The sequence below is a fragment of the Streptomyces sp. L7 genome, from assembly GCF_050990935.1.
Classification (GTDB): Bacteria; Actinomycetota; Actinomycetes; order Actinomycetales; family Microbacteriaceae; genus Leifsonia.
In genome coordinates, this window is the sequence record NZ_CP194644.1 from 2,386,961 (window position 1) to 2,412,715 (window position 25,755).

21 protein-coding genes and 3 pseudogenes are annotated in these 25,755 nt (G+C 65.1%); 12 read left to right on the forward strand and 12 right to left on the reverse strand.

Going from position 1 to position 25,755, the window contains the following annotated elements; genetic code table 11:
* Positions 1–3: 3 nt before the first annotated feature.
* From ACR5MH_RS11875 to ACR5MH_RS11910, 8 genes are all read right to left on the reverse strand, one after another.
* The gene (locus ACR5MH_RS11875; protein ID WP_431347389.1) at positions 4–1,677 is read right to left on the reverse strand and encodes an ABC transporter substrate-binding protein; all 1,674 of its coding nucleotides are present in this window, start codon (positions 1,675–1,677) and stop codon (positions 4–6) included.
* A complete protein-coding gene (locus tag ACR5MH_RS11880; protein WP_431347390.1) occupies positions 1,674–2,798 on the reverse strand; it encodes an ABC transporter ATP-binding protein in 1,125 nt (374 codons plus the stop codon). The genes ACR5MH_RS11875 and ACR5MH_RS11880 overlap by 4 nt, the downstream gene beginning before the upstream one ends.
* Positions 2,795–3,754: an ABC transporter ATP-binding protein gene (locus ACR5MH_RS11885; RefSeq protein WP_431347391.1), complete on the reverse strand. Its 960-nt coding sequence runs from the start codon at positions 3,752–3,754 to the stop codon at positions 2,795–2,797. Before ACR5MH_RS11885 ends, ACR5MH_RS11880 begins: the two co-directional genes overlap by 4 nt.
* A gap of 134 nt (positions 3,755–3,888) precedes the next feature.
* Positions 3,889–4,890: an ABC transporter permease gene (locus ACR5MH_RS11890; RefSeq protein WP_431347392.1), complete on the reverse strand. Its 1,002-nt coding sequence runs from the start codon at positions 4,888–4,890 to the stop codon at positions 3,889–3,891.
* A complete protein-coding gene (locus ACR5MH_RS11895; RefSeq protein WP_431347393.1) occupies positions 4,887–5,873 on the reverse strand; it encodes an ABC transporter permease in 987 nt (328 codons plus the stop codon). The genes ACR5MH_RS11890 and ACR5MH_RS11895 overlap by 4 nt, the downstream gene beginning before the upstream one ends.
* A gap of 273 nt (positions 5,874–6,146) precedes the next feature.
* Complete coding sequence (locus ACR5MH_RS11900) at positions 6,147–7,007, reverse strand: ROK family protein (protein WP_433861783.1); 861 nt, start codon at positions 7,005–7,007, stop codon at positions 6,147–6,149.
* On the reverse strand, positions 6,938–7,342 hold the full coding sequence (locus tag ACR5MH_RS11905; protein ID WP_433862645.1) for a helix-turn-helix domain-containing protein: 405 nt from the start codon (positions 7,340–7,342) through the stop codon (positions 6,938–6,940). The genes ACR5MH_RS11900 and ACR5MH_RS11905 overlap by 70 nt, the downstream gene beginning before the upstream one ends.
* Positions 7,343–7,453: 111 nt before the next feature.
* Positions 7,454–8,449: a DegT/DnrJ/EryC1/StrS family aminotransferase gene (locus tag ACR5MH_RS11910; protein WP_431347395.1), complete on the reverse strand. Its 996-nt coding sequence runs from the start codon at positions 8,447–8,449 to the stop codon at positions 7,454–7,456.
* Positions 8,450–8,586: 137 nt separating this feature from the next.
* Between ACR5MH_RS11910 and ACR5MH_RS11915 the strand changes: the two genes are divergently transcribed.
* Together ACR5MH_RS11915 and ACR5MH_RS11920 are read left to right on the forward strand one after the other, a co-directional pair.
* Positions 8,587–9,567, forward strand: a complete 981-nt coding sequence (locus ACR5MH_RS11915; protein ID WP_433861784.1) for a LacI family DNA-binding transcriptional regulator — start codon at positions 8,587–8,589, stop codon at positions 9,565–9,567.
* Positions 9,568–10,250: 683 nt separating this feature from the next.
* Complete coding sequence (locus ACR5MH_RS11920) at positions 10,251–10,757, forward strand: MarR family winged helix-turn-helix transcriptional regulator (protein ID WP_431347398.1); 507 nt, start codon at positions 10,251–10,253, stop codon at positions 10,755–10,757.
* A 641-nt stretch (positions 10,758–11,398) separates the two neighbouring features.
* Here ACR5MH_RS11920 and ACR5MH_RS11925 read toward each other — a convergent pair.
* Complete coding sequence (locus ACR5MH_RS11925; RefSeq protein ID WP_431347399.1) at positions 11,399–11,701, reverse strand: hypothetical protein; 303 nt, start codon at positions 11,699–11,701, stop codon at positions 11,399–11,401.
* Between the two features lie 254 nt (positions 11,702–11,955).
* Here ACR5MH_RS11925 and ACR5MH_RS11930 point away from each other — a divergent pair, with 254 nt between their 5' ends.
* The gene (locus ACR5MH_RS11930) at positions 11,956–13,158 is read left to right on the forward strand and encodes an IS110 family transposase (RefSeq protein WP_431347400.1); all 1,203 of its coding nucleotides are present in this window, start codon (positions 11,956–11,958) and stop codon (positions 13,156–13,158) included.
* Between the two features lie 16 nt (positions 13,159–13,174).
* Here the strand turns inward: ACR5MH_RS11930 and ACR5MH_RS11935 are convergent.
* Positions 13,175–14,252: pseudogene (locus ACR5MH_RS11935) on the reverse strand (IS110 family transposase).
* Between the two features lie 946 nt (positions 14,253–15,198).
* On the opposite strand from ACR5MH_RS11935, the pseudogene ACR5MH_RS11940 reads away from it, so the two are divergent.
* Positions 15,199–16,070, forward strand: a pseudogene (locus ACR5MH_RS11940) (transposase); the annotation flags it as partial.
* 14 nt (positions 16,071–16,084) lie between these two features.
* Here the strand turns inward: ACR5MH_RS11940 and ACR5MH_RS11945 are convergent.
* Positions 16,085–16,693, reverse strand: coding sequence for a transposase (locus ACR5MH_RS11945; protein ID WP_433861785.1), 609 nt, complete (start codon positions 16,691–16,693; stop codon positions 16,085–16,087).
* 172 nt (positions 16,694–16,865) lie between these two features.
* Positions 16,866–17,099: pseudogene (locus ACR5MH_RS11950) on the reverse strand (IS110 family transposase); the annotation flags it as partial.
* A 194-nt stretch (positions 17,100–17,293) separates the two neighbouring features.
* On the opposite strand from ACR5MH_RS11950, the gene ACR5MH_RS11955 reads away from it, so the two are divergent.
* From ACR5MH_RS11955 to ACR5MH_RS11990, 8 genes are all read left to right on the forward strand, one after another.
* Complete coding sequence (locus tag ACR5MH_RS11955; RefSeq protein ID WP_431349403.1) at positions 17,294–18,511, forward strand: ROK family protein; 1,218 nt, start codon at positions 17,294–17,296, stop codon at positions 18,509–18,511.
* Positions 18,512–18,643: 132 nt separating this feature from the next.
* Positions 18,644–19,540, forward strand: a complete 897-nt coding sequence (locus tag ACR5MH_RS11960) for a BadF/BadG/BcrA/BcrD ATPase family protein (RefSeq protein WP_433861786.1) — start codon at positions 18,644–18,646, stop codon at positions 19,538–19,540.
* A gap of 49 nt (positions 19,541–19,589) precedes the next feature.
* Complete coding sequence (locus ACR5MH_RS11965; RefSeq protein WP_433861787.1) at positions 19,590–20,861, forward strand: ABC transporter substrate-binding protein; 1,272 nt, start codon at positions 19,590–19,592, stop codon at positions 20,859–20,861.
* A 14-nt stretch (positions 20,862–20,875) separates the two neighbouring features.
* Entirely contained in the window at positions 20,876–21,826 is a 951-nt protein-coding gene (locus ACR5MH_RS11970) for a carbohydrate ABC transporter permease (protein ID WP_431347403.1), read from the forward strand.
* Complete coding sequence (locus ACR5MH_RS11975) at positions 21,823–22,668, forward strand: carbohydrate ABC transporter permease (protein WP_431347404.1); 846 nt, start codon at positions 21,823–21,825, stop codon at positions 22,666–22,668. The genes ACR5MH_RS11970 and ACR5MH_RS11975 overlap by 4 nt, the downstream gene beginning before the upstream one ends.
* Before the next feature lie 37 nt (positions 22,669–22,705).
* A complete protein-coding gene (locus tag ACR5MH_RS11980; protein ID WP_431347405.1) occupies positions 22,706–23,746 on the forward strand; it encodes an SIS domain-containing protein in 1,041 nt (346 codons plus the stop codon).
* Positions 23,747–23,789: 43 nt separating this feature from the next.
* Positions 23,790–24,836, forward strand: a complete 1,047-nt coding sequence (locus tag ACR5MH_RS11985; protein ID WP_431347406.1) for an SIS domain-containing protein — start codon at positions 23,790–23,792, stop codon at positions 24,834–24,836.
* Positions 24,833–25,747 carry an ROK family protein gene (locus ACR5MH_RS11990; RefSeq protein WP_431347407.1) on the forward strand — a complete coding sequence of 305 codons (915 nt, stop codon included), beginning with the start codon at positions 24,833–24,835 and terminating at the stop codon, positions 25,745–25,747. Before ACR5MH_RS11985 ends, ACR5MH_RS11990 begins: the two co-directional genes overlap by 4 nt.
* The last annotated feature ends 8 nt before the right edge of the window (positions 25,748–25,755 follow it).

The following is a 25,755-nucleotide window of genomic DNA, read 5'->3' on the forward strand; positions in this document are numbered from 1 at the left end:
CCGTCAGCTGCCCTTCCGGGGCGAGAGGTGCAGCACGACGTACTCGCCGTTCGGGCCGGCAGGGCTGTCGTCCGCGTAGGGGTTCTGCGGCGTCGGCCAGCCGGTGAACGTCTTGTCGGTGTAGGTGCCCCAGTCGGCGCCTCCGACGAGCGGGATGACGGGCATCTGCTCGACCATGATCCCCTCCAGTCCGGACAGGGCGTCTTGCTGCTCCTTCTCGCTTCCCGAGTCGGCGTACGCCGTGAGGAACTTCTGCGTCGCAGGGTCCTTCCACCGTTCGAAGTTGGAGGCCGCGTTGGAACCGATCGGTGCGGTCTGATCGGAATTGAGCAGGTAGTTGTAGGCGTAATACGGCGACGGGCCGATCGCCGACCAATCGACGCTCAGATCGAAGTTGCCCGACGCGAGATCGGCGTTCCAGCTGTTCGTGGACACACCCTTCACCGTCACCGCAATGCCGATCTTCTGCAGCTGTTTGGCGATGATCTGGCAGTCGGAGATGTAGTCCTCGAATCCCGACGGGTCTTCGATGCTCAGCTGCACGGCTTTCCCATCCGGACCGATGAGTTGACCGGACCCGTTCCAGTTGAATCCCGCCCCCGACAGCAGCGCCTTGGACTTCGCCAGATCGAACGTCAGGGTGTCGTTCTTGTACTTCGGGTCGAGGTAGCTCAGCTGGGTGCTCACCAGGCCGGTCGCCGACGTGATGGGCGCCTCGTAGCCGAACTCGCCCGAGGTGTCGATCGCCTTTCGGTCGAGGGCGTAGCTGATCGCTTTGCGGACCGCCACGTTGTCGAGCGGCGCTTTGGTGAGGTTGGCGATGAGGCTGATCGGCTGGACTTCGGGGTACCAGTAGTGGTTGTACTTGCTCTTGTCGACGTAGAGTCGCTTGAAGTCCGGCTCGCCACCGGTCGTCCACTGGATCTGGCCGCTCAGCAGCTCGGAGGTCGAGGTGGAGGTGGAGCTGATGATCGGGAATTTGAGCTCGCTGACCGGAACGGGGCTCCGGAAGAGCGGGTTCTTCTTGAGGTCGACCTCCTGGGGCGTGTACCTGTCGAGGACATACGGGCCCGTGCCGACGGGGTTCGGGTCGTCGAAGGTCGTCGGGTCGGAGATCTTGCCCCAGATGTGCTCGGGGACGATCGGCAGCTGACCGCCGACGAAGTAGAGCTGCGTGAAGGCGGGAGCGTCAAAGGTGACGACCGCCGTGTACTTGTCCGGCGTCGAGACACTGGTGAACGCAATGCCGTTGAGGTTCAGAGCGGAGAACTTCTTGATCAGGTTGAGGGTGAAGGCGACGTCGGCGCTGGTGAACGCCTGGCCGTCCGACCACTTGACGTCCTTACGCAGGGCGAGCGTGAGAGTCTTGCCGCCATCCGTCCACTTCCACGAGCTCGCCAGCCACGGATAGGTCTGTCCCGGCTTCACCACGTTGTACTGGATCAGCGGCTCGTAGATCATCGCCCAGTTCTGGTTCACCGCCTGCACAGGGCTGCTCGCCAGCAGAGGGTTGAAGTTGCGGGGCTGCGGGCCGGCATTGTTCACCTGCACCACCAGGGCTTTGGCGGAACCGCCGCCGCCGTTTGAGCCGCCGCAGCCGGCCAACGCGAAGGCGCTGCCGAGTGCGACCGCCGCGAGCAGCGCCCGCTTGATCGTCCTCCGTCTGGGGGTGTTCATGCCTGATCCTCTCTTTGGGTCGCCGTCGACGTCGACGGTCGGGTTTCGTGGTGGGGGTCCGGCGTCGCGGAGGCGACCGCCGATTCTTCGTGCAGCCAGCAACGCGACGTTCGACCCGTCGCTATCGGGAACATTGGCGGTGTCTCGGTGCGACACCGCTCCATCACGAAGGGGCATCGGGATGCGAAGCGGCAGCCCGGTCCCGGGTCGATCACCTTCGGCGGCTCTCCACCCCCGCGCACCTCCGCGCGTGCACCGTCAGCGCCGACCTGGGGAGCGCTGGAGATGAGGAGCTGCGTATAGGGGTGGGCCGGAGACTGAGTGATCTCCTCGCACGGTCCCTCCTCGACGACGTGGCCGGCGTACATGACCACGCCGCGCTTCGCGAAATACCGGGCCGACGCGATGTCGTGAGTGATATACAACAACGCAACTGAGCGTTCCACGACGATCTGCCGCAGCAGATTGAGCACCCCCAGCCGCATCGAGACGTCGAGCATGGAGACGGGCTCGTCCGCCAGCAGCACGGTCGGCTGGACTGCGAGGGCGCGGGCGATGGCCACGCGCTGACGCTGACCGCCCGAGAGTTCGTGGGGGAACTTCGCGGCCACCTGCTTCGTGGGCGTCAGCTGCACTTCGCGAAGCAGATCCTGCACCATCTGCTGCGCCTCGGCTCCGGATGAGGCGCGACCGTGGATGCGCAGGGGCCGGGCGACATGGTCTTCGACGCTCTTCATCGGGTTGAGTGACGAGAACGGGTCCTGGAAGACCATCTGCACGTCACGGACGTACCGCAGGAACCGGGAGCGGCCCCGGGTGTCCACCTCTTTCCCCCGCAGCCTCACGACTCCCTCGCTCTGCTGCTCCAGGCGCGCGAGAACGCGGGCGAGCGTCGACTTCCCCGACCCGGACTCTCCGATCAGGGCCGTGATCTCGCCGGACCTCAGCGTGAGCGACACGTCGCTGAGAGCATGCAGCCGCGCGCGCTTGCGCCCGCCGCGGCGACCCTTGCCGCCGACAGGGAAGGTCTTGGAGAGCCGGACGGCCTCCAGCACGATGCCGTCGTCCGCCGCCGGGGACGCGTCCGGTGCGAAGCGGGTGGTCGCCTCAGCGCCATTCATCGGGTACCTGCCAATCCGCGCTGAGCGCTGGCGTTGAGCACGTCCTCCGCGCGGAAGCACGCCGCCCGATGGTCGCTCTGCCCGGACGGAGCTCCGTGCACTGCCTCGAGCTGCGGGTCCTGCGACACGCAGTGCTCGATCGCCCACGCACACCGATCCGCGAACGCACATCCCGAGGTGCTGCGCCGGAGATCCGGCGGCGTCCCGGGAATGCCTTCGAGGACCTGCCTCGGTCCTGACAGCATCGGGAACGAGCGCAACAGTCCGGTCGTGTAGGGGTGGGCCGCGAAGTCGAGCAGCTCACGGGTCGTGCCGAGCTCGACGATGCGTCCGGCATACATGACCGCGACGCGATCCGCGATCTCGAGCAGCAGGGAAAGATCGTGGGTGATGAAGACGATACTGAAGTTCTTCTGCTTCTGGAGACTCATGATCTCGCGCAGGATGGCTCGCTGCGTCACGACGTCGAGTGCCGTCGTCGGTTCGTCCATGATGATGACTTCGGGGTCGAGGGCGAGAGCCATCGCGATCATCGCACGCTGCCGCATCCCTCCGGAGAGTTCGTGCGGATACGCCTTCGCGCGGGCGGCGGCGATGCCGACCAGTCCGAGCAGTTCGGCCACGCGCTCGCGCCGCCGACGCTTGTCCATCCCTTTACGGTGGGCCTTCAGGACGTCATCGAGCTGTGCGCCGATCGTCAGCACAGGATTCAGGGCGTTCAACGCGGATTGGAATACCATGGAGATCCGCTCCCACCGGTACGGCTGAAGCTCCTTGGGTGTGAGCAGGACCAGGTCGTCGCGTCCGCCGTCGACGCTTTCATAGATGACGGAGCCCCCGGTTATCTCCGCAGGCGCCCGCAGCAGACGGGCTATGGCGAACGCGAGAGTCGACTTTCCGGAGCCCGACTCGCCCGCGATGCCGATGATCTCGCCCCGGGGGATCTCGAGATCCACCTCCCGGACCGCCCGCACGCTGTTCTCGCCGATGCCGTATTGGACCGAGAGGTCCCGCACGTGGATCAGCGGCCTCCCGTGCGCGGGTCGAGCCCGACCGTCCTCGGAGCCTGTCGTGGTGCTTTCTGCGGTGCTCATTCCTGGACCCTCCTGTCCGAACGGCCGACGGAACGGGCGGCAGCAGAGGGCTTCCGGCCGATGGCCTGCTTTTGCTTCCGGATCTCCTGAGCGACTCGAAGTCGAGGATTCACGTACTCGTCGATGCCGAAGTTCATGAGCGCGAGCCCGGTGCCGAGGAGGGCGATGCACATGCCCGGCGGGATGAACCACCACCACGCTCCCATCTGAAGCGCGCTCTGGTTCTCAGCCCAGAACAGCATCGTTCCCCACGACCACGTCGACACGTCCGAGAGTCCGAGGAAGGACAGTCCCGCCTGAGTCAGCACGGCTGCGATCACGGTGAAGAGGAAGGTGGAGGAGATCAGGGCGAGCTGGTTCGGGAGGATCTCGCGCAGGACGATCCGCAGGGTGCTCTCTCCGCTCGCACGAGCGGCGGCGACGTAGTCCCGCTGCCGGATCGACATCGTCTGCACGCGGATCACCCGGGCGCCCCAGGCCCAGCCGGTGACACTGATGACGAGGGCCACGCTGATCCAGCCCTTGCTGGGAAGATACGCGGCCAGGACGATCACCAGCGGAAGAGCGGGCAGCACCAGGAAGATGTTCGACAAGGCCGAGAGCGACTCATCGGTGACGCCGCCGAGGTAGCCGCCCAGGAGCCCGATGAGCACCGAGAGGACTGTCGCAAGGATGCCCGCCACGAAACCGACGAGAAGCGACTCGCCTGCGCCATCGATCAGTTGGGCGAGCACGTCCTGGCCGCTCTGGGTCGTCCCGAGCAGATGCTCCGCGGACGGCGGTGAGACGACATCACTGCTGAGCGCGGACGGATCGACGCGATACACCAGCGGACCAACGACGGCCATGACGACGAAGAAGGTGACCATACCGCTTCCCGTCAGGAACTTGGCAGACCGCAGCTCTTTCGGCCAGCCCAGGCGCAGGCCCCGGGCGCGCATCGGAGGCGTGATGCCGGTGATGGGCGAATCCGTTTCTGCAAGCTCGACGGGAATCATGCTGTCGCTCCTCGTTGTCTGGTGCGGGGGTCGAGGATGACGTAAAGGACATCCGCGAGCAGGTTGGCCAGCAGCACCGAGAGGGTGATGATCAGGAAGATTCCCTGCATCAGCGGGTAATCCTCGTTCGTCACCGCCTGGTAGAGCACGTAGCCGAGACCCGGGTAGGAGAAGACGACCTCCGTCAGGATCGCACCACCCATAATGAATCCGAGCGAGAGGGCGAAGCTCGCGATCGACGGCAGAATAGCGTTCCTCGCTGCGTAGACCAGCATGATCCGGCGCGGCGAGAGTCCTTTGGCCTCGGCCATCAAGACGTATTCCTCATCGAGTGTCGTGACCATCATGTTGCGCACGCCGAGCATCCAGCCCGCAAGCGAGGAAATGATCAGCGTGGCCGCCGGCAGGAACCCATGCGATATCACGCTCGCGATGAAGGGGCCGTTGAAACCCGCATCGACGTCCGACGAGTAGGCGCCGGACAACGGGAACCAGCCCAGCGCCTGTCCGAAGATGAAGAGCGTGATGAGGCCCAGCCAGAAGTACGGGACGGCTGTGAAGAACGTCGTTCCGGGGAGAAGGCTGTCGAGCCACGAGGCCCGCCTCCAGCCGATCACGATACCCAGGTACGTGCCGAGCACGAAGCTCACGATCGTCGAGATGCCCACGAGGCCGAGCGTCCAGTAGGCGCTGTCATTGATCACGCTCGCCACCGAGGACGGGAAATAGCTGAACGAGACGCCAAGATTCCCGTGGAAGATCTCCCCCCAATACGAGAAGTAGGCCGAGACGAGGTCCTGCTTGCCTAGTCCGAACATCGCCGCGATGGCGTGCTGGGAGGCCGGCGACAGGCGCCCCTTGAACTTGGCCAGCAGAGCCTGCACCGGGCTTCCCGGCATCATCCGCGGGATCAGGAAGTTCAGCGTGAAGGCAGCCCACGCCGTCAGCAGGTAGAAACCGACTCTCTGAAGCAGACGTCGCATTGCTCTCCTTCGAGCGGATCCGGTGGGAGGGTGTTCTCGCACCGATCGGGACCGGCGCTCGACTCACGCTAGCAAGACTTACGCTTTTCAACAATCGAAAGTTGTAACCTGATCATCGTAAGTTACCTGTTTATCGAAATCCGGAGATGTCGATGGCAACGAATACCCCGGCCAACAGGGAAATCAGACTGCAACGACACAAGCGCAAGTCGAGCGCTCGATCAGAGAGAGCACAACTCTTCCCGCGGTGGGCGCAGGCAAAGCCCGGAGCGGCTACGCGCTGACTGCCACCGGTGCTCCGTCGTCCAATCGGGCCGCGGCGAGCATGTTCTCGATCGCAAGCGGCGAAAGTACATGTTCAGCGACCATCGAAGCTGCGCCGATTACGCCGACGTCGTGCATCGCCTGCGACTTCGCGATCGTCAATCGCGCGGTCGCGAGCGGAAGGGAGCGCTTGTACACGACCTCTCGGATGCCGGCGAGCACCGAGTCCCCTGCCTCAACGATGGGGCCGCTGACCACCACGACAGAGGGGTTGAGCATATTGACGCACCCGGCGAGCACCGAACCGATGTCCCGGCCGGCCTGCCTGAGCGCTGTGGAGGCGCGCACGTCCCCTCGTTGACCCAGCACGATCAGGTTTGCCACGTCGGCCTCAGCGCTCCCGGTCAGCGAACGCGCGACGGCGGGCGCGCCGGCCAAGGCTTCCAAGCATCCGTAATTGCCGCAGTCGCACAGCATATCGGAGCCTCTGCCCACCGCGACGTGTCCCAGGTCGCCAGCCGATCCGTCGGCACCGCGCTGCAGCGCCCCACTGCTGATGATCCCCATGCCGACGCCGCTCGCAACCCTGATGAACAACAGATTCTTGGTATCCGGCCAGAAGGTCCGTTGCTCGCCCAAGGCCATGAGGTTGATGTCGTTGTCCACCAGCACAGGAACCGGGAAGGCGCGCGAGACGTAACCGGCGACGTCGAACCCGTCCCACCCCGGCAGGGTAGGCAGTCGGACCGGCCGCCCTGCGGAGCGCTCAACGGGACCCGGCAACCCGATCCCGACGCCAATCAGGTCTTTGCTGCGGTCACCGGTCGATTCGAGCAGGTCCTCCGCTTTGTCTCGTGCACGGTCGAACACCTCGGTGGGGCCGGCCGTCGGGGGTGATCGAACGCGACGCGCGCGATAATCTGACCGATCAGGTCGGTCAGAGCGACGGTCGTCCGTTCCGCCCCGACCTCGATCCCCAAGAGCACGCGACCGCTGGGGTTGAACGCGAAACGCGTAGCCGGGCGGCCACCGCTGGACCGGGCGTCACCGACGTTCATGACGAGACCCGCGTCCGCGAGCGTCTGGATACGCGAAAAGATGGTCGATCGGGCGAAGCCGGTCAACTCGGCGAGCTCGATGCGAGTCCGCGGCACTCCGTCTCGCAGATACTGGAAGATGTCGCCGGCGCGATTGAACCCCGGCATCGCTACCTGGACGAAGTCTTTCGAAGGTCTCACGACATAAGTGAACCACTTTGCTCCTCGACGTGCATCGCGCACTGCAGCGCGGCATGCCGCATTCGAGGGGTCTGCCGATCACGGAAGGCTCCCCAACGCAGTGCGGACGCGACTGGCGAGGTTGCCCGCATCCTGACAAGTGAGTGCCGATGCGACGTCTATGCGGACCGCCCTGGAGAGCACTGCCCAGGAGCGGGCGAACTCCCCCGGATCCATCGTCATGCGGGTGCACGACCAGGGGCTCTGCTCGCCGGAACCCCAGAAATATGCGACATGCTCCTTCCCGTGCTCCGGCGAGAAGACCAACGACGCGGGTACGCCCTCCGCGGTCAGCCGTTCGGCAGCCAACCGACTGGCCGACGCGTCGTCGAAGAGGGCGACGAGGTAGACCCCGCAGTCTCCCTCCGGATCCCATAAGGGTCTCCAGGTCACCTTCCGCCCGGCGTCCGCTCCGAGCTGACTCAGCACGGCATCGCGGGTGGCGCGACGCGTCGCTGCCTCCACGCACTCACGAGCGGAAGGAGAGGTAGGGGTCTGCCACTGGCCGAGAGCCGCCAGCGTCTCCGAAGTTCCCGGCAGACGCGAGGCAACTTCGACGTTCGACCCCCGGGCACGAACGGCGATGTCACCGAAAGAGCCCGCGTCCCGTCCGCCGAATGTGACTCCCAACGCTTCCGACACGTCCTCGATGAGGACAATCCCACGTGCGCGTGCCACGCGGATGAGGCGACTCATGTCCGCCGGGGCACCGGCGGCATGGTGCACCACCACCACGCGCGTCTGCGGCCGGATCCGCCGCTCGAGATCCGCCGCATCGAGCGTGAGGCTCTCATCCACATCGGCCAATTCGACAACGAAGCCGGCGGCGGCGATCGCGTGAGCGAGCTCACGCCGCGCGTACGTCGGCATGATGACCTGGTCGCCGGCGCCGACTCCAACGGCATCGAGAGCGCTCTGGAGAGCGAAACGCAACATACCCTGCCGCAAAGAGACCCAGCATCCGGCACTCGCGGGATCGGGCGCCTCATGCGAATGCGCTCGAGCCTGCCCCGGATGGATCGCGTGAAGGCTCATCGTCGGATTCCTTTGTACAGAACCGGTTCTGTATACCGGTTCTGTAGAATCTAGTGGCTCCCCCAGAGCGGGTCAAGATTGTCGCCGCAAATTCGTGGGATCGCTCGCTAGGCGAAGTAGGAGTGGAAGGGTGAGCAATGGTGGAGAAACCCACGATCGCCGACATCGCTCGCGAACTCGGGCTTTCCAAGTCGGCGGTCTCGAACGCGCTGCGCGGACTCCCACAGGTCAGCGTCGACACAGCAGCGCGGGTGAAGGCTTACGCGCTGGAACGGGGCTGGCGGCCGAACGCCGCCGCACGGGCGTTGTCCCTGGCGCGCAGCGACAACGTCGGCATCGCGTTGGTTCAGGCGGAGCAGCTGCTGCGCTCGGAGCCGTTCTACATGAACGCCATCGCGGGGATCGAGCGGGTGCTCAGCCCCAACGGGAAGAACCTGCTCCTCCGCACCATCGAGGCGGCGGACGATGAGCTGGCCGTGTACGAGTCATGGATCACCGAGGGACGCGTCGACGGGGTGATCCTGTTCGACCCCCGCCTCCACGACCCTCGTCCGCGACTCCTCATGCAAGGTCAACTTCCCTTCGCGGTCTACGGAGAGTCAAGCACGCTCTCCCCCACTGAGCTCGTCGTGGAAGAAACACAGACCATCGTCGAGCACCTCGCCTCGCGCGGGCACACGAACGCGCTCTTCATCGGTGGGCCGGGCAATCTCGCACACGAACGCGACCGGGCTGACCAACTGGTTCGCCTGAGCTCGAGCCGGGGGATCCGGGTCGTTGCAACCAACAACGACTATTCAATCGAAGGGGGGCGGAAGGCCGCCCGAGATGCATTCGGATCGGCGCAGTTCTCGGCTGTTGTGGCCTCAAGCGACCTTCTGGCGATCGGGGCCGTGGCCGAAGTCTCCGAGCATCCCGGCACATCGGTGGCCGTTGTGAGTTGGGACGATTCGCTCCTCTGCCAGTATTCCGCGCATCCTCTTACCGCCCTCGACCGCGACCACGGCCATTACGGCGAAGTGGCAGCCACGCAGTTGCTGAACAGCGCCTACTCCATTGGGCTGCCTGATCTTCCTCACTACCCGAGCCGTCTCATGGTGCGTGCATCGAGCCTGTGACACGCGTCTGAAGGCTACTAGCGGATGCGAGGAGCCACTGCGCCGTAGTCGTCAAGTTTCACCTCGACGATCTCCGCCAGCAGGACTTCAATGACTGTCTCTGCTCGAGTTCGCGGCACCAGTACCGCAGATGCGCGGCGGCGCTAACGCCGAGCACGACCTGCGTGGGGCGCTACACGGCCATTCCTCGAATTCGCCCGTTCCGGTGAAGGGCCGCTGGTCGTAGCGCCGATCGAGCTGGCCGCGACGATACAAGCGTGGTCCGGCAGGAGTGGCCGGAGAGCCGCCACCGTGAGGACGGCAGTGAGCACGTTGGCGCGGTAGTCGACGATCCGGCTCTCAGCAACGCCGAGGAGTCGCCTTGGAGATCGCCTGCAAGCGGGGCAATTCTGCGGATGCTGAAGCTGCCTGAGATGGGGCGCTTCGGCTCCCGCAGTGGTGGACACGTCGGCCCCGCGATGAGGGTCGGTGTGTTTGCCGGAAGGTCGGCAGCGGTCTCTAACGCCGCCCGCCGCCGGCCGCCGCCCGCCAGGACCAGCGTCAGGTCCGGTCTGGCGAGCGCCCACGCGGCCGCGCGTCCGACTCCTCAGCCGTGCCGGTGATCACGAGTGCGGATTTGAGGTTGGTCACCGGATTAGTTTCCGCCTAAACTAATCATCGTGAGTGCGCGCACCCCCGGCACCGTGGCTGAGATCATCGCGGCATGGAATCGCGAAATACCCGACGTGGACGCATCCTCGATCGCGGTGCTGATCCCGCTCATTCACCTCGCGGCGCAGCTGAACGCGATGCGGGACACCACATTGCGCAGGCTCGGCATCAACCAGGGACGCCTAAGCGTCCTCGGCGCACTGCGCCGCTCCGGGCCGCCTTATCGGCTTAGTGCTGGTGAGTTGGCTAGGCAATGCGAAGTCACCGCCGGAGCGATCACGCAACGACTCGACCGGTTAGAGACTGCCGGGTATGTTACGCGGCACCAGAACCCCGACGACCGCCGAGGCGTGAGTATCCAGCTCACCGACAGCGGCCAAGAGAAGCTCGACGTCGTTTTTCGCGCGGTCATGCGCGCCGACGAGGTACTGCTGAGCTTCCTGCCTGCACGGGACCGCGAACCCCTCACGGCAGCTCTCCACTCGTGGATGAACGCCGCCTGTCTTGACCACACAGCGCCCGATTTCGAGGCTCACTAGGCGGAGTGAGCCACTCTCCATCTGTTGCCCCGAGTCATGGGACCGGGACCACGTCACCGACGCCGTCGAAACGCTCGCGAGCGACAAGACCATGAAGATCCTTGTCGATGTCGCCCGGAGCAGGCGGTAAGCGACGGACTCCTCCGACCTCGAAGGGCGCCTCGCCGTCGCGAACAGCGCCAAGCGGGCAACGGATTCGCTGTATCCGAGGCGCTGGCCGCCGCGGGCGCCCACACCACCGTGACTTGCTAGGCATCGGTTTGAGCGCATCCAGTGGATCTGTCGACGGCCCTGAAATACCCGTCGTCTGACAACCCGCTAGAACCATAACACCCGCCGCTACCAACCGACGACGCCGTCAACGCGCGCGCAGTCGCCTTGCTCAAACCCAGCAACACAACCCCACCCCAGTTGTCCGAACCCCTTCACGATAGCCAAGGCAAGGAGGAACAATCACCTAATAAGCACTCCCCAGTTCGGGTGAGGCCTCCCCCTCCGTTCTAACGGAACACCGACAAAAGCGACGGGGCGGAAGAGCCTCTGGCTCGCCACCTCTGCCCGCTCATCGTCAGTGATGTCGAGCGCACGCTGATCGGTGATGCCGAGTTTGCTGCCCGCCAAAGGGGCGGAACCACGCAATCTCAATTGAGCGCGCCACCCTGCGATGAGGACAACATGTGCGCCATAACCGTTTGCCGCAACCGCGGCAACCGGCTAAGCGACACGAACGGAACACACGCCGCCTCCGCGGTCACCGCGGCGAGCCGGCCGATCGGCGTGTGCGGGTCAGCCGCGACCGGCCACCCGTCCACTGCGTAGCGACTCACCATGTCCACGCATTCCTTCTTCTCTTCCGTGATCGGGCTGAGGGATCCGACCACCCCGATCAGTCCGCCCTGCAGTTCCGGACTCATGTTGCTCGTATCGATTACGAATACCCGCATCCCGATTGCTCCCCTGTGTTGACAGACCCTTCCTTACGTTGTTGGGGGTGTGGATTGAGGGTCGTTGTAAGCTCTCGACCGCTCCAGGGATGCCGGGTATGGCTTCGACGCTTCCGCAGTGGTAGGACATAGATTGGCCGCCCGGCGTCCCGCAACGACTCGACCTCTGATTGAGACGCGCGACATGATCGCTGTGTAAGGACGCGCAGGCGTGGTCGTTCGCTGGAGCCCGCACCGAGCGAACGGAGGGCAGAATGCCGCAACTGTGGGCCGGGATCGACGCCGGCAAATCCCATCACCATTGTGTGGTGATCGACGAGGCCGGGGCACGGCTGTTGTCACGGAGTCTCGCCAACGATGAGGACGAGCTCCTCGCACTGCTCGGTGATGTGACCGAGCTGGCAGACGGTCACCCCGTGGTTTGGGCGACGGATCTGAACCAGGGCGGTGCGGCACTGTTGATCGCGGTGCTGGCCGCGAATGGTCAGGAGATGCTTTATATCCCGGGCAGGACCGTTCATCGCGCTGCCCGCACCTATCGTGGTGACGGCAAGACGGACGCGAAAGACGCCGCGATCATCGCAGACCAGGCCAGGATGCGCCGCGACCTGCACCCCGTCCGGGCCGGCGATGAGATCGCCACCGAGCTTCGAATGCTCGCCGCTCACCGCGCAGACCTGGTCGCGGACAGGACCCGAGCGATCAACCGCCTCCGCGTCACCCTGCTCGAGTACTTCCCGGGGCTGGAAGCCGCGTTCGACTTCGCCCAGCGGAAAGCTGCGCTGGTGCTGCTGACAAAGTATCAGACGCCCGCGCAGCTGCGCCGCAGTGGTGTCACCCGGATCACGACCTGGCTGCGGAACGAAGGATGCCGGCAACCTGAGAAGATCGCCGAAGACGCCGTCGCAGCAGCGAACCGACAACGCACCGTGGTTACCGGCCAAGACGCCGCCGCATTGATCGTCGAGCGCCTCGCTCGAGAGGTCCTTCGGCTGAAGGAGGAAGTGGAGGCCGTCGATGCGCAGATCGATGCCCGATTTCGCCGCCACGAATGGGCAGAAACCCTCCTAAGCATCCCCGGGTTCGGTCCCCTCCTAGCGTCAGAGTTCATCGGCGCCACTGGTGGCACCACACGCTATTTCGAGAACGCGAACCGTCTCGCTGGCGTCGCTGGTGTCGCACCCGTCCCGCGCGACTCCGGTCGGATCAGCGGGAACCTGCACCGCCCGAAACGCTATGACAGGCGTCTGATGCGAGCCTGCTATGTCTCCGCCGAGGTCGCTGCCCGATCCCATCCAGAGTCCCGCGCCTACTACGATCGCAAGCGCGCCGAGGGCAAACGCCATAAGCAAGCCGTTCTTGCCCTGGCCCGCAGACGGATCAACGTCATCTGGGCACTCCTGCGCGACGGAACCACCTACCAACAACAGTCAATAGCTGCGCGCACCGCCGCTTGACAAACAGATTGCGAATCTATATTTCGCAAATCGGGGCGGGGGCTTCGTGGAGCGCGTTGAGCACTCGGAAGAGGTTGCGGGCGATGTAGCGCTTCAGGCAGCGACGGATCTCTCGGAGGCTGTGGCCTTCCTGGGTTCTGCGTTCGACGTAGGCGCGGGTTTCGGCGTCGTGGGTCATCCGGACTATCGCAGTTGTGTGAAGCGCCTGGTTAGTCGCCTGTCCCCGCCGCGGCTGAGCCTGTGGCGGGTGGTGTTGCCGCTGGAGGCGGGGATGGGACTGACTCCGGCCAACGCGGCGAACGCGGCTTCCGAGCGGACCCGTCCGCGGTGGGACCAGGCGGTAAGGACGACGGCGACGGTGACGACGCCGATGCCAGTGTTTTCCAGGAGCGGGGCGGCGGGAGGGCCTGGATCAGTGCGGCGAGTTGCTTGTGGTTCGCTGCGAGCTGCGTCTTGATCTCTTCGATCCGGCGGGCAAGACGGACGGCTTCCTGCCGGGCGATCGCGGCGTCCAACGGCTCATCGCGTTCACGCCACCGCGACACTGTCGCGATCTGGGCGATAGTGAGGGATCGGCGGGCGTCGATGCCGAGGTCGTTCGCGCGCAGGAGCGCGGTGAGCGCGTTGACGTTCATCGTGCGCTCTGGACCCAGCTGGTCCCGGGCGGTCATCAGCGTTCGCAGCGCGGCGCGCAGTCCGTGATCTTGCCGGGGCATACGCAGTCGCGTGTCGTCAATGCCGAGCACTGCTTTGGCGATCGCCTGGGCGTCGAGCGGGTCGGACTTGCCGATGCCGTGACGGGCGCGAGCGTCCATCCGTGGTGCTTCCGACACCTCGTAGCCGGCGTCGGTGGCTGCTCGTGCAAGCCGGGCGCCATAGGTGCCCACGCCCTCGATCACCCACAACACTTCGGCATCACCGCCAATGCGCCGGGCCACCCACCCGATCGCACGGGTGATCCCGGCGCTGGTGGTCGGGAACTGCTCACACCCGAGCGCCTCGCCGGTGCGGGCGTCGAGGATCGCGTAGGTGTGAGTGCGGGCGTGGCAGTCCACACCGATGACAAATGGGCGGGACTGCGCAACGATAGTCAACGCGGCCGCCTCCTTCCTGATCAGAATCAACTGGACGACCGCGCGCGGCCGGCGCTGACCTGGGAGGAAAGCACTTCGGGGCAACACTGTGAGGAGTCACAACCCTCACGGGTTGGACAAGCTTCTAATCAAGCCACCGACGTGGACCGGGCCGACGCCCGCCGCCCCACCCGGCCCGGACATGTGGATAACAAGGCGCCCGCAGCGGGGCCACGTGAGTTTCGAGTCACGAGTAGGACGGGACGGCCAACGCCAACCCTGCCAGCCAGTCCCAGACCAGCCGCTCCAAGACTCACAGTAAGTTTGAGTTCCCCGAGCAGCTCGATGAGGGCTCTCTGGTCAAGAGCCATCGTGAGTTTTTGGGCCTGAGTGTCACGTCGTTGACGTGGCGAGCCATCGTGCGTTGGAGGAGGCGTTGCCCGGTTACGAGTCGGAGTATGAAGCGATCCGTCTGCCTCGTCAATATCCGCCGGAGTTCCGGCAGCGCGCTTTGCGACTGTTGCATGCGCTGATGCGCCGGCAGGGGTGGCTGGTGGGTCGGGATCAGACCGGTCGGATCATGCGCGAGCTCAGGTTGGCCGGGGCTCGTCGATCGAAACGAGTGTTCACCACCCGCCCCGACCCGGCCGGAGCGAGGCCAACGGATCTGGTTCAACGCCGGTTCACCGCGACCGGCCCGCGAACAACTCTGGGTCGCAGACATCACCTATGTCCGCACCTGGTCCGAGTTCGCCTATGTTGCGTTCGTGACCGACGTGTTTCTCCCGCCGGATCGTGAGCTTCAACGTCGCCGGGACGCTGCAGGTGGACATCCTGCCGCTGCAGGCGTTTGAGATGGCTGCGTTCGCTGCTGGCGGGGACCTGTCCGGGCTGACCCACCACTCCGACCACGGCTCGAACGGCGGATTCAACTGGTCGTCGCAACACCTCGTGATGGAGGTGTTGAATGGTTCGTCGTCAGCAAGCAGCCGACAGGGCGATACGGCCGAAGTTGCGGTCACCAGGTCATCCGAAGTTTCAGCGTCCGGTCGAGGCGGCGTTCTGGTTGCAGATCGCGTGGGGGTTGCTGCCGGTCGAGGCGGCCACTGCCGTGGGGGTGTCGCAGCCGGTCGGCCAGCGGTGGTTCCACAACGCTGGCGGCATGGCACCGTTCGATCTGCAGTTCCAGCCCTCGGGTCGCTACCTGTCGTTCGCCGAGCGGGAGGATCCGCGCTGCTGAGGGTCCAAGGCAAAGGGGTCCGCGCGATCGGCCGAGCGCTGGGGCGTGACCCGGGGACGATTTCGAGGGAGCTGCGTCGCAATGCCGCCGTCCGTTACGGCACCAGCGGCTACCGGGCGTCGGTCGCGCAGTGGAAGGCTGACATGGCCGCTCGCCGACCGAAGGTCGCGAAGCTGGTCAGCAACCCGCAGTTGCATGCCTATGTTCAGGAGCGGCTGTCCGGGCAGATCCGACGGCCCGACGGCACGGTGACTCCCGGGCCGCCCCCACCTCGGTTCACCGGCAACAACAAGCCGCACCGCAAGGATCATCCGTGGTCATGGGCGTGGAGTCCGGAACAGATCGCGAACCGGCTCAGGGTCGATTTCCCGGATGATGAGTCCATGCGCATCAGCCACGAGGCGATCTACCAGTCGCTCTATATCCAGGGCCGCGGCGCGCTCCAGCGCGAGCTGGTCTGGTGTTTGCGCACTGGCCGGGCACTCCGCGCACCGCGGGAGCGGTCGCGACGAAAGACCTGGGCGCATGTCACACCCGAGACGTTGATCAGCGAACGGCCACCCGAGGCCGAGGACCGCGCTGTTCCCGGGCACTGGGAGTCTAAATGAAGATGTCAAGCGGTGAGTGCGCCTGCTCGAGGTGCGGGCTCGAGGTAGTGGCGGTGGTCTCGGAGCATGGCCCAGATGACGTTGATGCGGCGTCGGACGACCGCGATGAGCGCTTGCTTGTGTAACTTGCCCTCGACGCGTTTGCGGTCGTCGAAGGCGCGGGAGGCAGGGTTGTTCTTCAGGCTGGAGAGCGCTGCGAGATAGCAGGTTCGGAGGAGGCGCCGGGTGAAGCGCCGTGGCCGATGATGGTTGCCGCTGATGCGGCCTGAATCCGTTGGTGCTGGTGCAACTCCAGCGACGCTGGCAAGTCTGTCGGGGCTCTCGAAGGAACGCAGGTCCCCGCCGACGTTGGCCAGGAACGTCGCACCGAGGATCGGACCAAAGCCGGGCATGCTGGTGAGGATCTCCACCTTGGGGTGGTGGTTGAACCGTGCCGTGATCGTGGCGTCGAGTTCGGCCAGCTCAGCGTCGATGGCCGTGATGACTGCGGCAAGCCGGGCAACGAGAGCCGCACCCACTGTTTCGGTCGGCAGGGTGGTGGTTTGCGCTGACGCCGCATCGATCGCCTTGCTTGCGACACCGGTGCTGTTGCGGCAGCCTCGCTTCTTCAGCAAGGCGGTCAGCCGTTTGGCCCGGATCCGGCGCAACGCGGCGGGGGGTCTGGTAGGCCGAGAGCAGCATCAGTGCTGCCTTGTTCTTCTTATAGTCGAACGCCCGCTCCAACGCCGGAAAGTACTCCAACATCGTCGCCCGAAACCGGTTGACCGCCCGCACCCGATCATGAACCAGGTCGAGCCGGCGGGCGGTCAGCAAGCGCAAGTCGATGCTGATCTGATCACCGTCACGCACCGGCTGAAGATCAGTGCGCATACGGGCCTGGTCGGCGATGATCCTGGCGTCTTTCGCGTCCGTCTTTCCGTCCCCACGATAGGTCGCCGCGGCGTGATGAACGATGCGGCCGGGGACATAGAGCAACTGCCGGAATGCGTGTCTTCGGGTACGCCGGCGGCTTGACGCCACGCGAATGGCTGGAGCGCGAGGGTGCGACGGTGTTCACGTCCATGGCGGAGCTCAGTTTGTTGGTGGAGGCACTATGAGTCGAAAGAAATACGAGGAGAAAGGTTTTCGTCAGTGTGAAGATATCTTCCTAACTGGCTATCATTACCCTGTGGTCTCCTGACGCAAGGAGCTGTATCCGACGAACGGGGGGCGTGATGGCGGCGAGAAGACGCGGCGTTGCGACCACCAGCACGCTCGCCCGGGTCAATCAGACGTCGATCATCGAAGCGCTGAAGAGCTCCGGCGCCCTCTCCAGACAGCAGATCGGCGCGATGACGGGGCTGAGCCCGGCCACAGTGAACCGGTTGACCGCCGACCTTCTCGATAAGGGAATAGTGGCGAACGCTGGCGTCGAGCCCTCCACAGGAGGGCGGCCCTCCATCCTTCTCCGTTTCGCCGGCGGCACCCGGGTCGTGGTTGCCGTTCAATTGCGTGCGCAAGGCGCAACCGGAGCCCTGGTCGACCTCGACGGCAAGATCGTGTTCCGCCGCGAAGTGAGTTTCGGGGCGAGCAACCGACGCCGGGCCCAAGCCGACGCCCCGGAAGGCCAGCCGGACTCGCTGCGGCTCACGACTGAGCTGGTCGAGTTCCTGGTCGAGACCGCACGGGGGATGGCCACGCCCTGCGTGGCCATTGGCGTCGCCGTCCCGGGAGTCATCCAGGGCGCAGGTGGCGCGGTCGGCCGCATGCCCGAACTGGGCTGGGACGGCTTGGAACTCGGCGCCTACCTGCGATCCCGCACCACGCTTCCCGTGGTCGTCGAGAACGACGCGAACTCGCTCGCTTACGGGGAGTCGACTCGCGGCGCGGGCCAGGGACTCTCCAGCCTGGTCGCCCTCGTACTCGAGAACGGCCTGGGCTCAGGGATAGTGACCAACGGACAGCTCCATCGGGGAGCCAATGGCGAAGCGGGTGAGATCGGCTACTTGCTCATGGAACGCGCGTCGTTCAAGCGCTCGTATTCGGACATCGGCGACCTTGAAGACAGGATCGGCTCCGTCGCCCTCACACGGACCGCCCGTGATCGCGGGATAGAGTTCCCCGCTGGCACGCTGGTCACTGCTGAGGACATCTTCCAGCGTGCACGAGAAGGGGATGCTGCGGCCGCGGAACTCGCCGAAGAGGTCCTTGACATGGTCGCGATCGCCATGGCGGCGATCGTCATCATCCTCGATCCCCAATTGGTGGTCGTCGGCAGCAATTTCGTTGGCAGTGCGGAGACGGTCATCCCTGCCATCCAACAGCGGCTCAGTGGCCGCATCATGACCGTGCCGCCCATGATCGCCGCCACTCACCGGGTCGACGCTGTTTTGCTCGGCGTTGCGGAGCTCGCCGCGAGCGAAGTCAACGGGTTCGCATACGTCGCGTACTGATTGGCCCCTCGTACGGCCCGTCCGCGCGAAACTTGACTTCCCGTACCGCGTTATTTACAGTGGCTTATTATCACTCCGATAAGAAACAATCCTTTATCGGGAGTTCGTTCCACGACGGTGACTGGAGGCGACGTGTTCGTCGGAATAGATATCGGTGGGACCAAGACGCATGTCTTGGCTGCCGACGGCGACGATGTCGTTCTCGACCGCGTGCTCCCCACGAGGGAGTGGCAGCACAACGGCCTGCTGGACGATGAACGCAGCGTAGAAAGCCTTCTCTCCACCTTCGCGGCTCTGGGTGACTCGTCGCATTCCGCGGTCGTCATCGGGGCGCACGGGTTGGACACCAGGGCGCAAGTACGCGACTTCGAAAGGGCCCTTCGCGGACAGCACCGGGGACCCATCCGCGCAGTGAACGACGTTGAACTCCTCGGGCCCGCGGCCGGGTTCACGGAAGCCATCGCAGTGGTCGCGGGAACAGGGTCCAAGATCGTGGCTCACGCCGCTGACGGATCGATGATCACGGCGGGTGGCTATGGGCATCTTCTCGGGGACCCTGGGAGCGCCGCGGCTCTGGCGCGAGAAGGCATGCGCGCAGTGCTCGACGCGCGCGACGCGGGTGCCGAGCCGGACGTGCTCGCGCAGCAGTTGATGCGACACTTCTCGGTCGCCGATGTCGAGGCTGCGGCCAACTCCTTCGCCGAGGACTCGCGGCTGGCGGCCTGGGCGTCGATGGCCCCGATGGTTTTCCGTGCCGCCGATCACGGGTCCACGCTCGCAGAAGTCGTCATTGATGACGCAGCGCGCGAACTGGCGCGAAGCGTCGCGAATGTCGTCGCGCGGGGCGCTGTCTCCTCGGACGTGGTCTGCGCGGGTGGAGTCATCACCAACCAGCCGCGGCTGTACGACGCGTTCTCGCGCCATGTCGGCGCGCTCACTCCTGATCTCACGGTCCACCTGCTGGACGTCCCCCCGTTGCTGGAGCTCTTGCGCTTGCGCGCAACAGCGACGGTTCGCACCATCACCTAACCCTGCACCAAGAATCAAGGAGGATTTCATGAAAACCCGGAATCGCCGAATGCGCGCGCTCGCAGCGCTGGGCGTCGTCGCGGCCACGTCGTTGGCTCTTTCCGCTTGCAGCATCACCGGCGCCTCGTCATCCAAGGCCCTCGATAGCGGCGCCACCGGCACGATCAATGTCCTCCTGATGAAACAGGCCGGTTACTCGGAAAGCGATGTCGCTTCCATGGTCAAGGACTTCGAAGCAAAGAACCCCAAGATCACGGTGAAGACCACGTTCGTGGCCTACGAGGCGCTGCACGACAAGATCGTCACGTCGGCGCCGGCTGGGACCTACGATGCTGTCGCGACAGACGTGATCTGGCCCGCCGAGTTCGCCACGAAGGGGATCGTCGCCGACCTCACCAGCAAGTTCCCTTCAAGCTGGAAGAAGACGATGCTCGGGGGCGCCCTGAACACAAGCGAGTACAAGGGGAAGTACTACGGCGTGCCGTGGGGACCCTCCACGAAACTCTTCTTCTTCAATAAGGACATGCTGGCGAAGGTCGGGGCCACCCAGGACGACGTCAAGACGTGGGACGGTGTCCTGGCGGTAGCCAAGAAGATCAAGGATGCCGGCATCGTGAAGTATCCGCTTGCGTGGAGCTGGTCTCAGGCCGAGGCGCTAGTGTGCGACTACGCTCAGCTGCTCGGCGCGTGGGGCGGCACCTTCACCGACGCGAAGGGCAAGCTCGCGATCAACAAGGGGGCGGGCGTCGAGGCCCTCACCTGGATGAAGAAGTCGATCGACGAGGGTCTCAGCGACCCCGCCTCGACCACCTTCCTCGAAGACGACACTGACAAGTCGATGGCATCCGGCAAGACGGCCATGGAACTGAACTGGGAGTCCACCTTCCGCGACCTGAACGACCCCACGATCTCCACGATCGTCGGTAAGGCCGGAGTCATGCAGACGCCCGCGGGGCCATCCGGCAAGAACCCGGGTGTCAACGGTTCGATGGCTTTGTCCATCGGGGCGAAGTCGAAGCACCCTGCTGCCGCATGGAAGTTCATCGAGTACGTCACCAGCGAGGCCGTCCAGGAGAAGTTCGTCCAGAGCAACTCCAGCGACTGGAAGGCGAGTTACTCGAAGCCGAGCGTGATCGCGACGAACCCGGAGGTCGTTAAGGCGGCCGCCACCGCGTACGACTCGATGATCCCTCGCCCTCAGATGCCGAACTACAACACGGTTTCGCAAGCACTGCAGGTCGAAATCCAGAACGCCCTTCTCGGCAAGAAGACGCCGCAGCAGGCAATGGATGACGCCGTCAACGCCGCGAACAACGGCTAAGAAAGTACAACCTTATGTCTGTTGCCAGCGTCGAAACTGAGCCGGTCCGGTCCCCGCAGAAGGCCCCGATCGGCAAGCGGAAACGGGAGAAGCAGGGCAGGCTCGCTTTCTGGCTGCTTCTCCCGGCCGGAGTGGCGGTCTTCGGGGTGATCGTGTACCCGATCCTCCGGACTCTGTTCATCTCGTTCTTCCAGGTCGATTCGGCGCTGGCAACCGACACCCCGTTCGTCGGGTTCGCCAACTATGTGCACGTTCTCGGCAGTTCTTCCTTCTGGGCGTCGATCGGGCGGACCCTGTACTTCACGCTAGTGTCCACCGCCCTCGAGCTCTTCTTCGGGCTCATCGTGGCGGGCCTGCTCAACGCGAAGCTCCGCGCACGGTGGCTCTTCCGGGCGATCGTGATCATCCCCTGGGCGATCCCCACTATCGTCAATGCGGCGATGTGGAAGGGCATCTTCAACGCCCAGTACGGCGCACTCAACGCCCTGCTGAGTCAGCTGGGACTGATCCAGCAGTATCAGGCGTGGCTCGGCGACCCCAACCTCGCGCTCAACATGGTCATCATCGCCGACGTTTGGAAGAACACGTCGCTCGTGGCGTTCTTCCTCCTCGCTGGCCTCACCGCGATCCCAGGAGAACTCTACGAGAGCGCGAAGATGGACCGCGCGAGCTGGCCGCGCATCTTCCGGTCCATCGTGCTGCCGATGCTGGTTCCATCGATCTCGATCGTGCTGGTCCTGCGGACGGTCGAAGCGTTCAAGGTGTTCGACATCATCTACGCCATGACCCGCGGCGGCCCGGTCAACGGCACCCAGACGGTGGCGTATTACGCGTACACGACCGCCTTCTCCGATCAGAACTTCGGTGTGGGATCGGCCCTGTCGTACATCATCGTGCTCGTGATCCTGGCGCTCACGGCCATCTATCTCCGACTCCTCCGCCGTTCAGAAATGAGTCTCCTGTGAAGCGCGCGACCCGGAATTCGCTCCTCATCCACCTCGCTGCCGGGGGCGTCGCGGTCGTGATCCTCGCGCCGTTCGCCTGGATGGTGATCGCGAGTGTCTCGCCGCAGAGCATGCTGATCGCGGTACCGTTGAAATGGATTCCGGACCAGCTCTACTTCAACCGGTACGTCCAGATCTTCGCCGGTGCCGACAACGCAGCGCAGACCTTCCGTGCGGCGCTGGGGAACTCGGTGATCGTCGCCGTCGGTACCGTCGCGATCTCGATCATCGTCGGAATCCTCGGCGCCTACGCGTTCGCCCGGCTACGGTTCCGCGGACGCAAAGCCACGCTCATGGTGTTCCTCGCGAGCTACATGCTTCCTCAGATCGCCCTGTTGATCCCCCTCTACCTGATCCTCAACTCGCTCGGGTTGCTCGACACCGTCACCGGGCTGATCATTGTGGATTGCGCTCTCGTCGTCCCCTTCGTCCTCTGGATCCTCAGCAACTACTTCCTGACGATCCCTGAAGAGCTCGAGGAGGCGGCGCGCATTGACGGCACGACAAGGCTCGGCGCCCTCTTCCGGGTCGTGATCCCTGCTGCGCGGCCCGGGATCTTCGCAGCCATCATGTTCGCCTTCCTCCTCGCGTGGGACGAATTCATGTACGCACTGATCTTCACGTCTTCGGATGCCGCAAAGACGCTGCCCGTTGCGATCAGCGAGTTCGCCGGCCGTTACACGACCGACTTCGGTCTCGTGGCCGCCGGTGGCATCCTCGCCGCCCTGCCACCCATCCTGGTCGGCGTCGTGTTCCAGCGGTACGTCGTCAGCGGCATGTCCGCAGGCGCTGTCAAAGGCTGAGCCGTCGCCGTCACAACCAACACCTAGGAAGCACACCATGCACAAGATCCCCTTCATCCAGGCCGTTCGGAGTCAGCCTGAAGCTCTCAGCCTCGCGCTGGCTTCGTTGCGGAAGTCGCTCGATGCCGGCCCGATCGCACCCCTTCAGCCCAGCGAGACTGTCGGCGTCATCGCCATGGGTGCATCCGGCCATGCCGCGCATGCGTTCGTCGCGGTCTTGGCCGAAGCCGGTGTGCGCTGCGTCAACCTGACGGCGTCGGATCTCGAGCTGGCCGCACCGGGATACCAGCCCGCAGACCACTATCTGGTCGTCTCCGAATCAGGCCAGAGCCCGGAGCCGATCGCCGCAGCCCGCGCGCTGTCGGCCGGACGCAGGCTCGGTCTCACCAATGACGCCGACGCGCCGTTGAAGGAGGTCATCGATGGAACCCTCTTCCTCGGGGGATTCGACGACTCTCCTGTGTACACCGCCGGTTTCACGGCCACGCTGCTGGCGTTCGGGATCTGGGCGGAACGTCACGGCGTGGGGACGGGCGAAGACTTCGACGCGATTCCGGCTCTGGTGGAGGGCGCGCTCGCCGAGTTCCCGCGCCTGGCCGCCGAGGTTGGCGTGCTTGCTGCTGCCGCACCCGCGATCGACTGTGTCGGTCGTGGTGTGTCCTTCTCCTCCGCGGCCGAAACCGCGCTCATGTTCCGCGAGGGATTGAGGACGCCGAGCGGGGCCTACGAGACGTACCAGTACCTCCACGGACCCATGGAAGCGATGTCGGAGGGCGACCTGGTCGTTATCTTCGGTGACGGTCGAGAACTGAGCATTCCTGGGTCGGTCCTCGACGCCGGGGTGAAGGTGGTTCTCGTGACGTCGGCGCCGGAATCGAGCATTCCGGCAGCCGGGCATCCGGGCCTGACCATCGTTCCCATCGCTGCGGAACTGGGCGGCTTCAGCCGGGCGGTGGTCGAGGTCGTCTTCGCCCAGCTGGTTCTGGCTGCGTCGGTCGAGCACAAGTCGTTCCCGATCGAGGACTTCCTGTACCACCAGGACGACACGAAACTGAACCGTCTCACCGCCGCGGAATGAAAGCGCAGCACGAGCAGAGCGACCGCGTCATGAAAGGGCGACGATGAGCACACCTTCGACATCGAGCGGGTTCGAAGCGGACATCAGGGAGCAGCCTGACGCCTTGCGCCGGCTCGCGGCCGCGGAGATGCCAGGCGAGCTGCGTTCCCTGGCGTCGCGTGGTTGGGATCGCATCGTGTTCACCGGGATGGGCTCTTCGTACTTTGCCGGGATGCCGACGTCGCGGGAACTCGCCGCTTCCGGACGTCCGACCTGGTGCGTCGACGCGAGCACTCTCTTGGATACCCCCGGGCTTCTGACCCCGCGAACTCTCGTGGTCGCGACGTCCCAGTCCGGGGCCAGCGGAGAGATCGTGGAGCTGCTCGACCGACGGCCATCCGGAGCCGTAACAGCAGCGGCCGTCATCGGCATCACGGACGACGAAACCAGCCCGCTCGCGAAGAATGCCGACCTGTTCCTCCCCTTGAACAGTGGCGCAGAGGCGACGGTCAGCACAAAGAGCTACCTGAACACGCTTGGCGTGCACCGCTTGCTTACGGCGGCATTCACCGGAGAGGAGGAGAGCGCGGTTCGCGAGGAGATCGACGCCATGGCAGACGCCGTCGCATCAGCCATAGCCGCACCCTCCTTCGGTGAGATCGCGGCGCGGCTGGTCGCAGCTCCTGATCGCCGGATAGCAATGGTGGGTTGGGCAGACGACGCGACGACGGCGTTATACAGCGCACTGATCGTGAAGGAGTCCTCGAAGCTCGCAGCCGAGGGCTTCGCGGGCGGCGCATTCCGGCATGGTCCTTACGAGCTCGCCGGTGAGGGCCTCCTCGCAGTGCTTTTCTCGGCCGCCGCTCCGACCGTGGACCGTCGGCTCCATGCGCTCGCGTCTGACCTGGTGGACTCCGGAGCGGCTGTCGTGATCGTCGGTGGCGAGGCCCCCGACGGGGCTATCAGTATCGGGTTGCGCGGTCGGACCACCGTCGAGGGGTTGGCGACCGGAGCCGTGGCGGCCGAGCTGATCGCTGTGGACCTTTCCCACGCCAACGGGGTGACTCCCGGCTCGTTCGCCTACGGCAGCAAGGTGACCACCGCCCTGTGAGCAGCTTCGTGGTCGGAATCGACCTCGGGGGCACCGGTACCCGATTCGCCCGCATGGACCCAGAAGGGACGGTGCTTGATCGGTTCGTCGTCGCAACGCCGCATACCGGCGGGGCCGAGGAAGCCCTGACCTTCTTCCGGAACGCATTCGAACGTCTCGCCGACGGGAGGCTCGCGGCCCGAGATCAATCCGCTCTCAGAGCGATCGGAATCGGCGCGAGCGGGCCGATAGACAGCTCAGGAGTCATTCGTAACCCGGATACGCTGCCGGCATTCTCTAACTTCGACCTCACCCCACTGTTGCGCGACGCATTCGGCGTGCCGAGCGTCATAGAGAACGACGCGGTGGTTGCCGCGCTGGCCGAGGATTCGCGCGGCGCGGCTCGCGGTTCGGCGAACTTATTGCACGTCACGCTTGGCACCGGGATCGGTGTCGCAATGATCGTCGACGGTTCGCCGGTGCGAGGCGCGGACGGAATCCATCCCGAGGCGGGCCACCTCACGGTCAGGGGCGACGCGCCCTGCTATTGCGGCCGGGCCGCGTGCTGGGAGCAAGTCGCCTCGCGGCGCGCTCTTCAGCGGGCCGCCGAGCGGGTGACGGGCCGGACCGCGGTGGAAGCGATCGATAGCTTGGCCGCTGCAGCTCATACGCCGGACGCTCGACGTGTCTTTCAGCACTATGGAGCGCGGTTAGGGGAGGGTCTTGCAACACTGATCGAGCTTTACCGCCCCAGCCTCGTGGTTCTCGGCGGGTCCGCAGCACGTATGCTACCCCACTTCGGTTCCGCGCTCGACGCCTCCCTTGCGGAAACGGCGGGCCGTATGCTCGACTTCCGGGTGGCACCGACAGAACTCGACGATTTCGGGGGAGCGATCGGTGCGGGTCTCACCGCCGCCCGCCTATTGCGCTAGTACGCCGA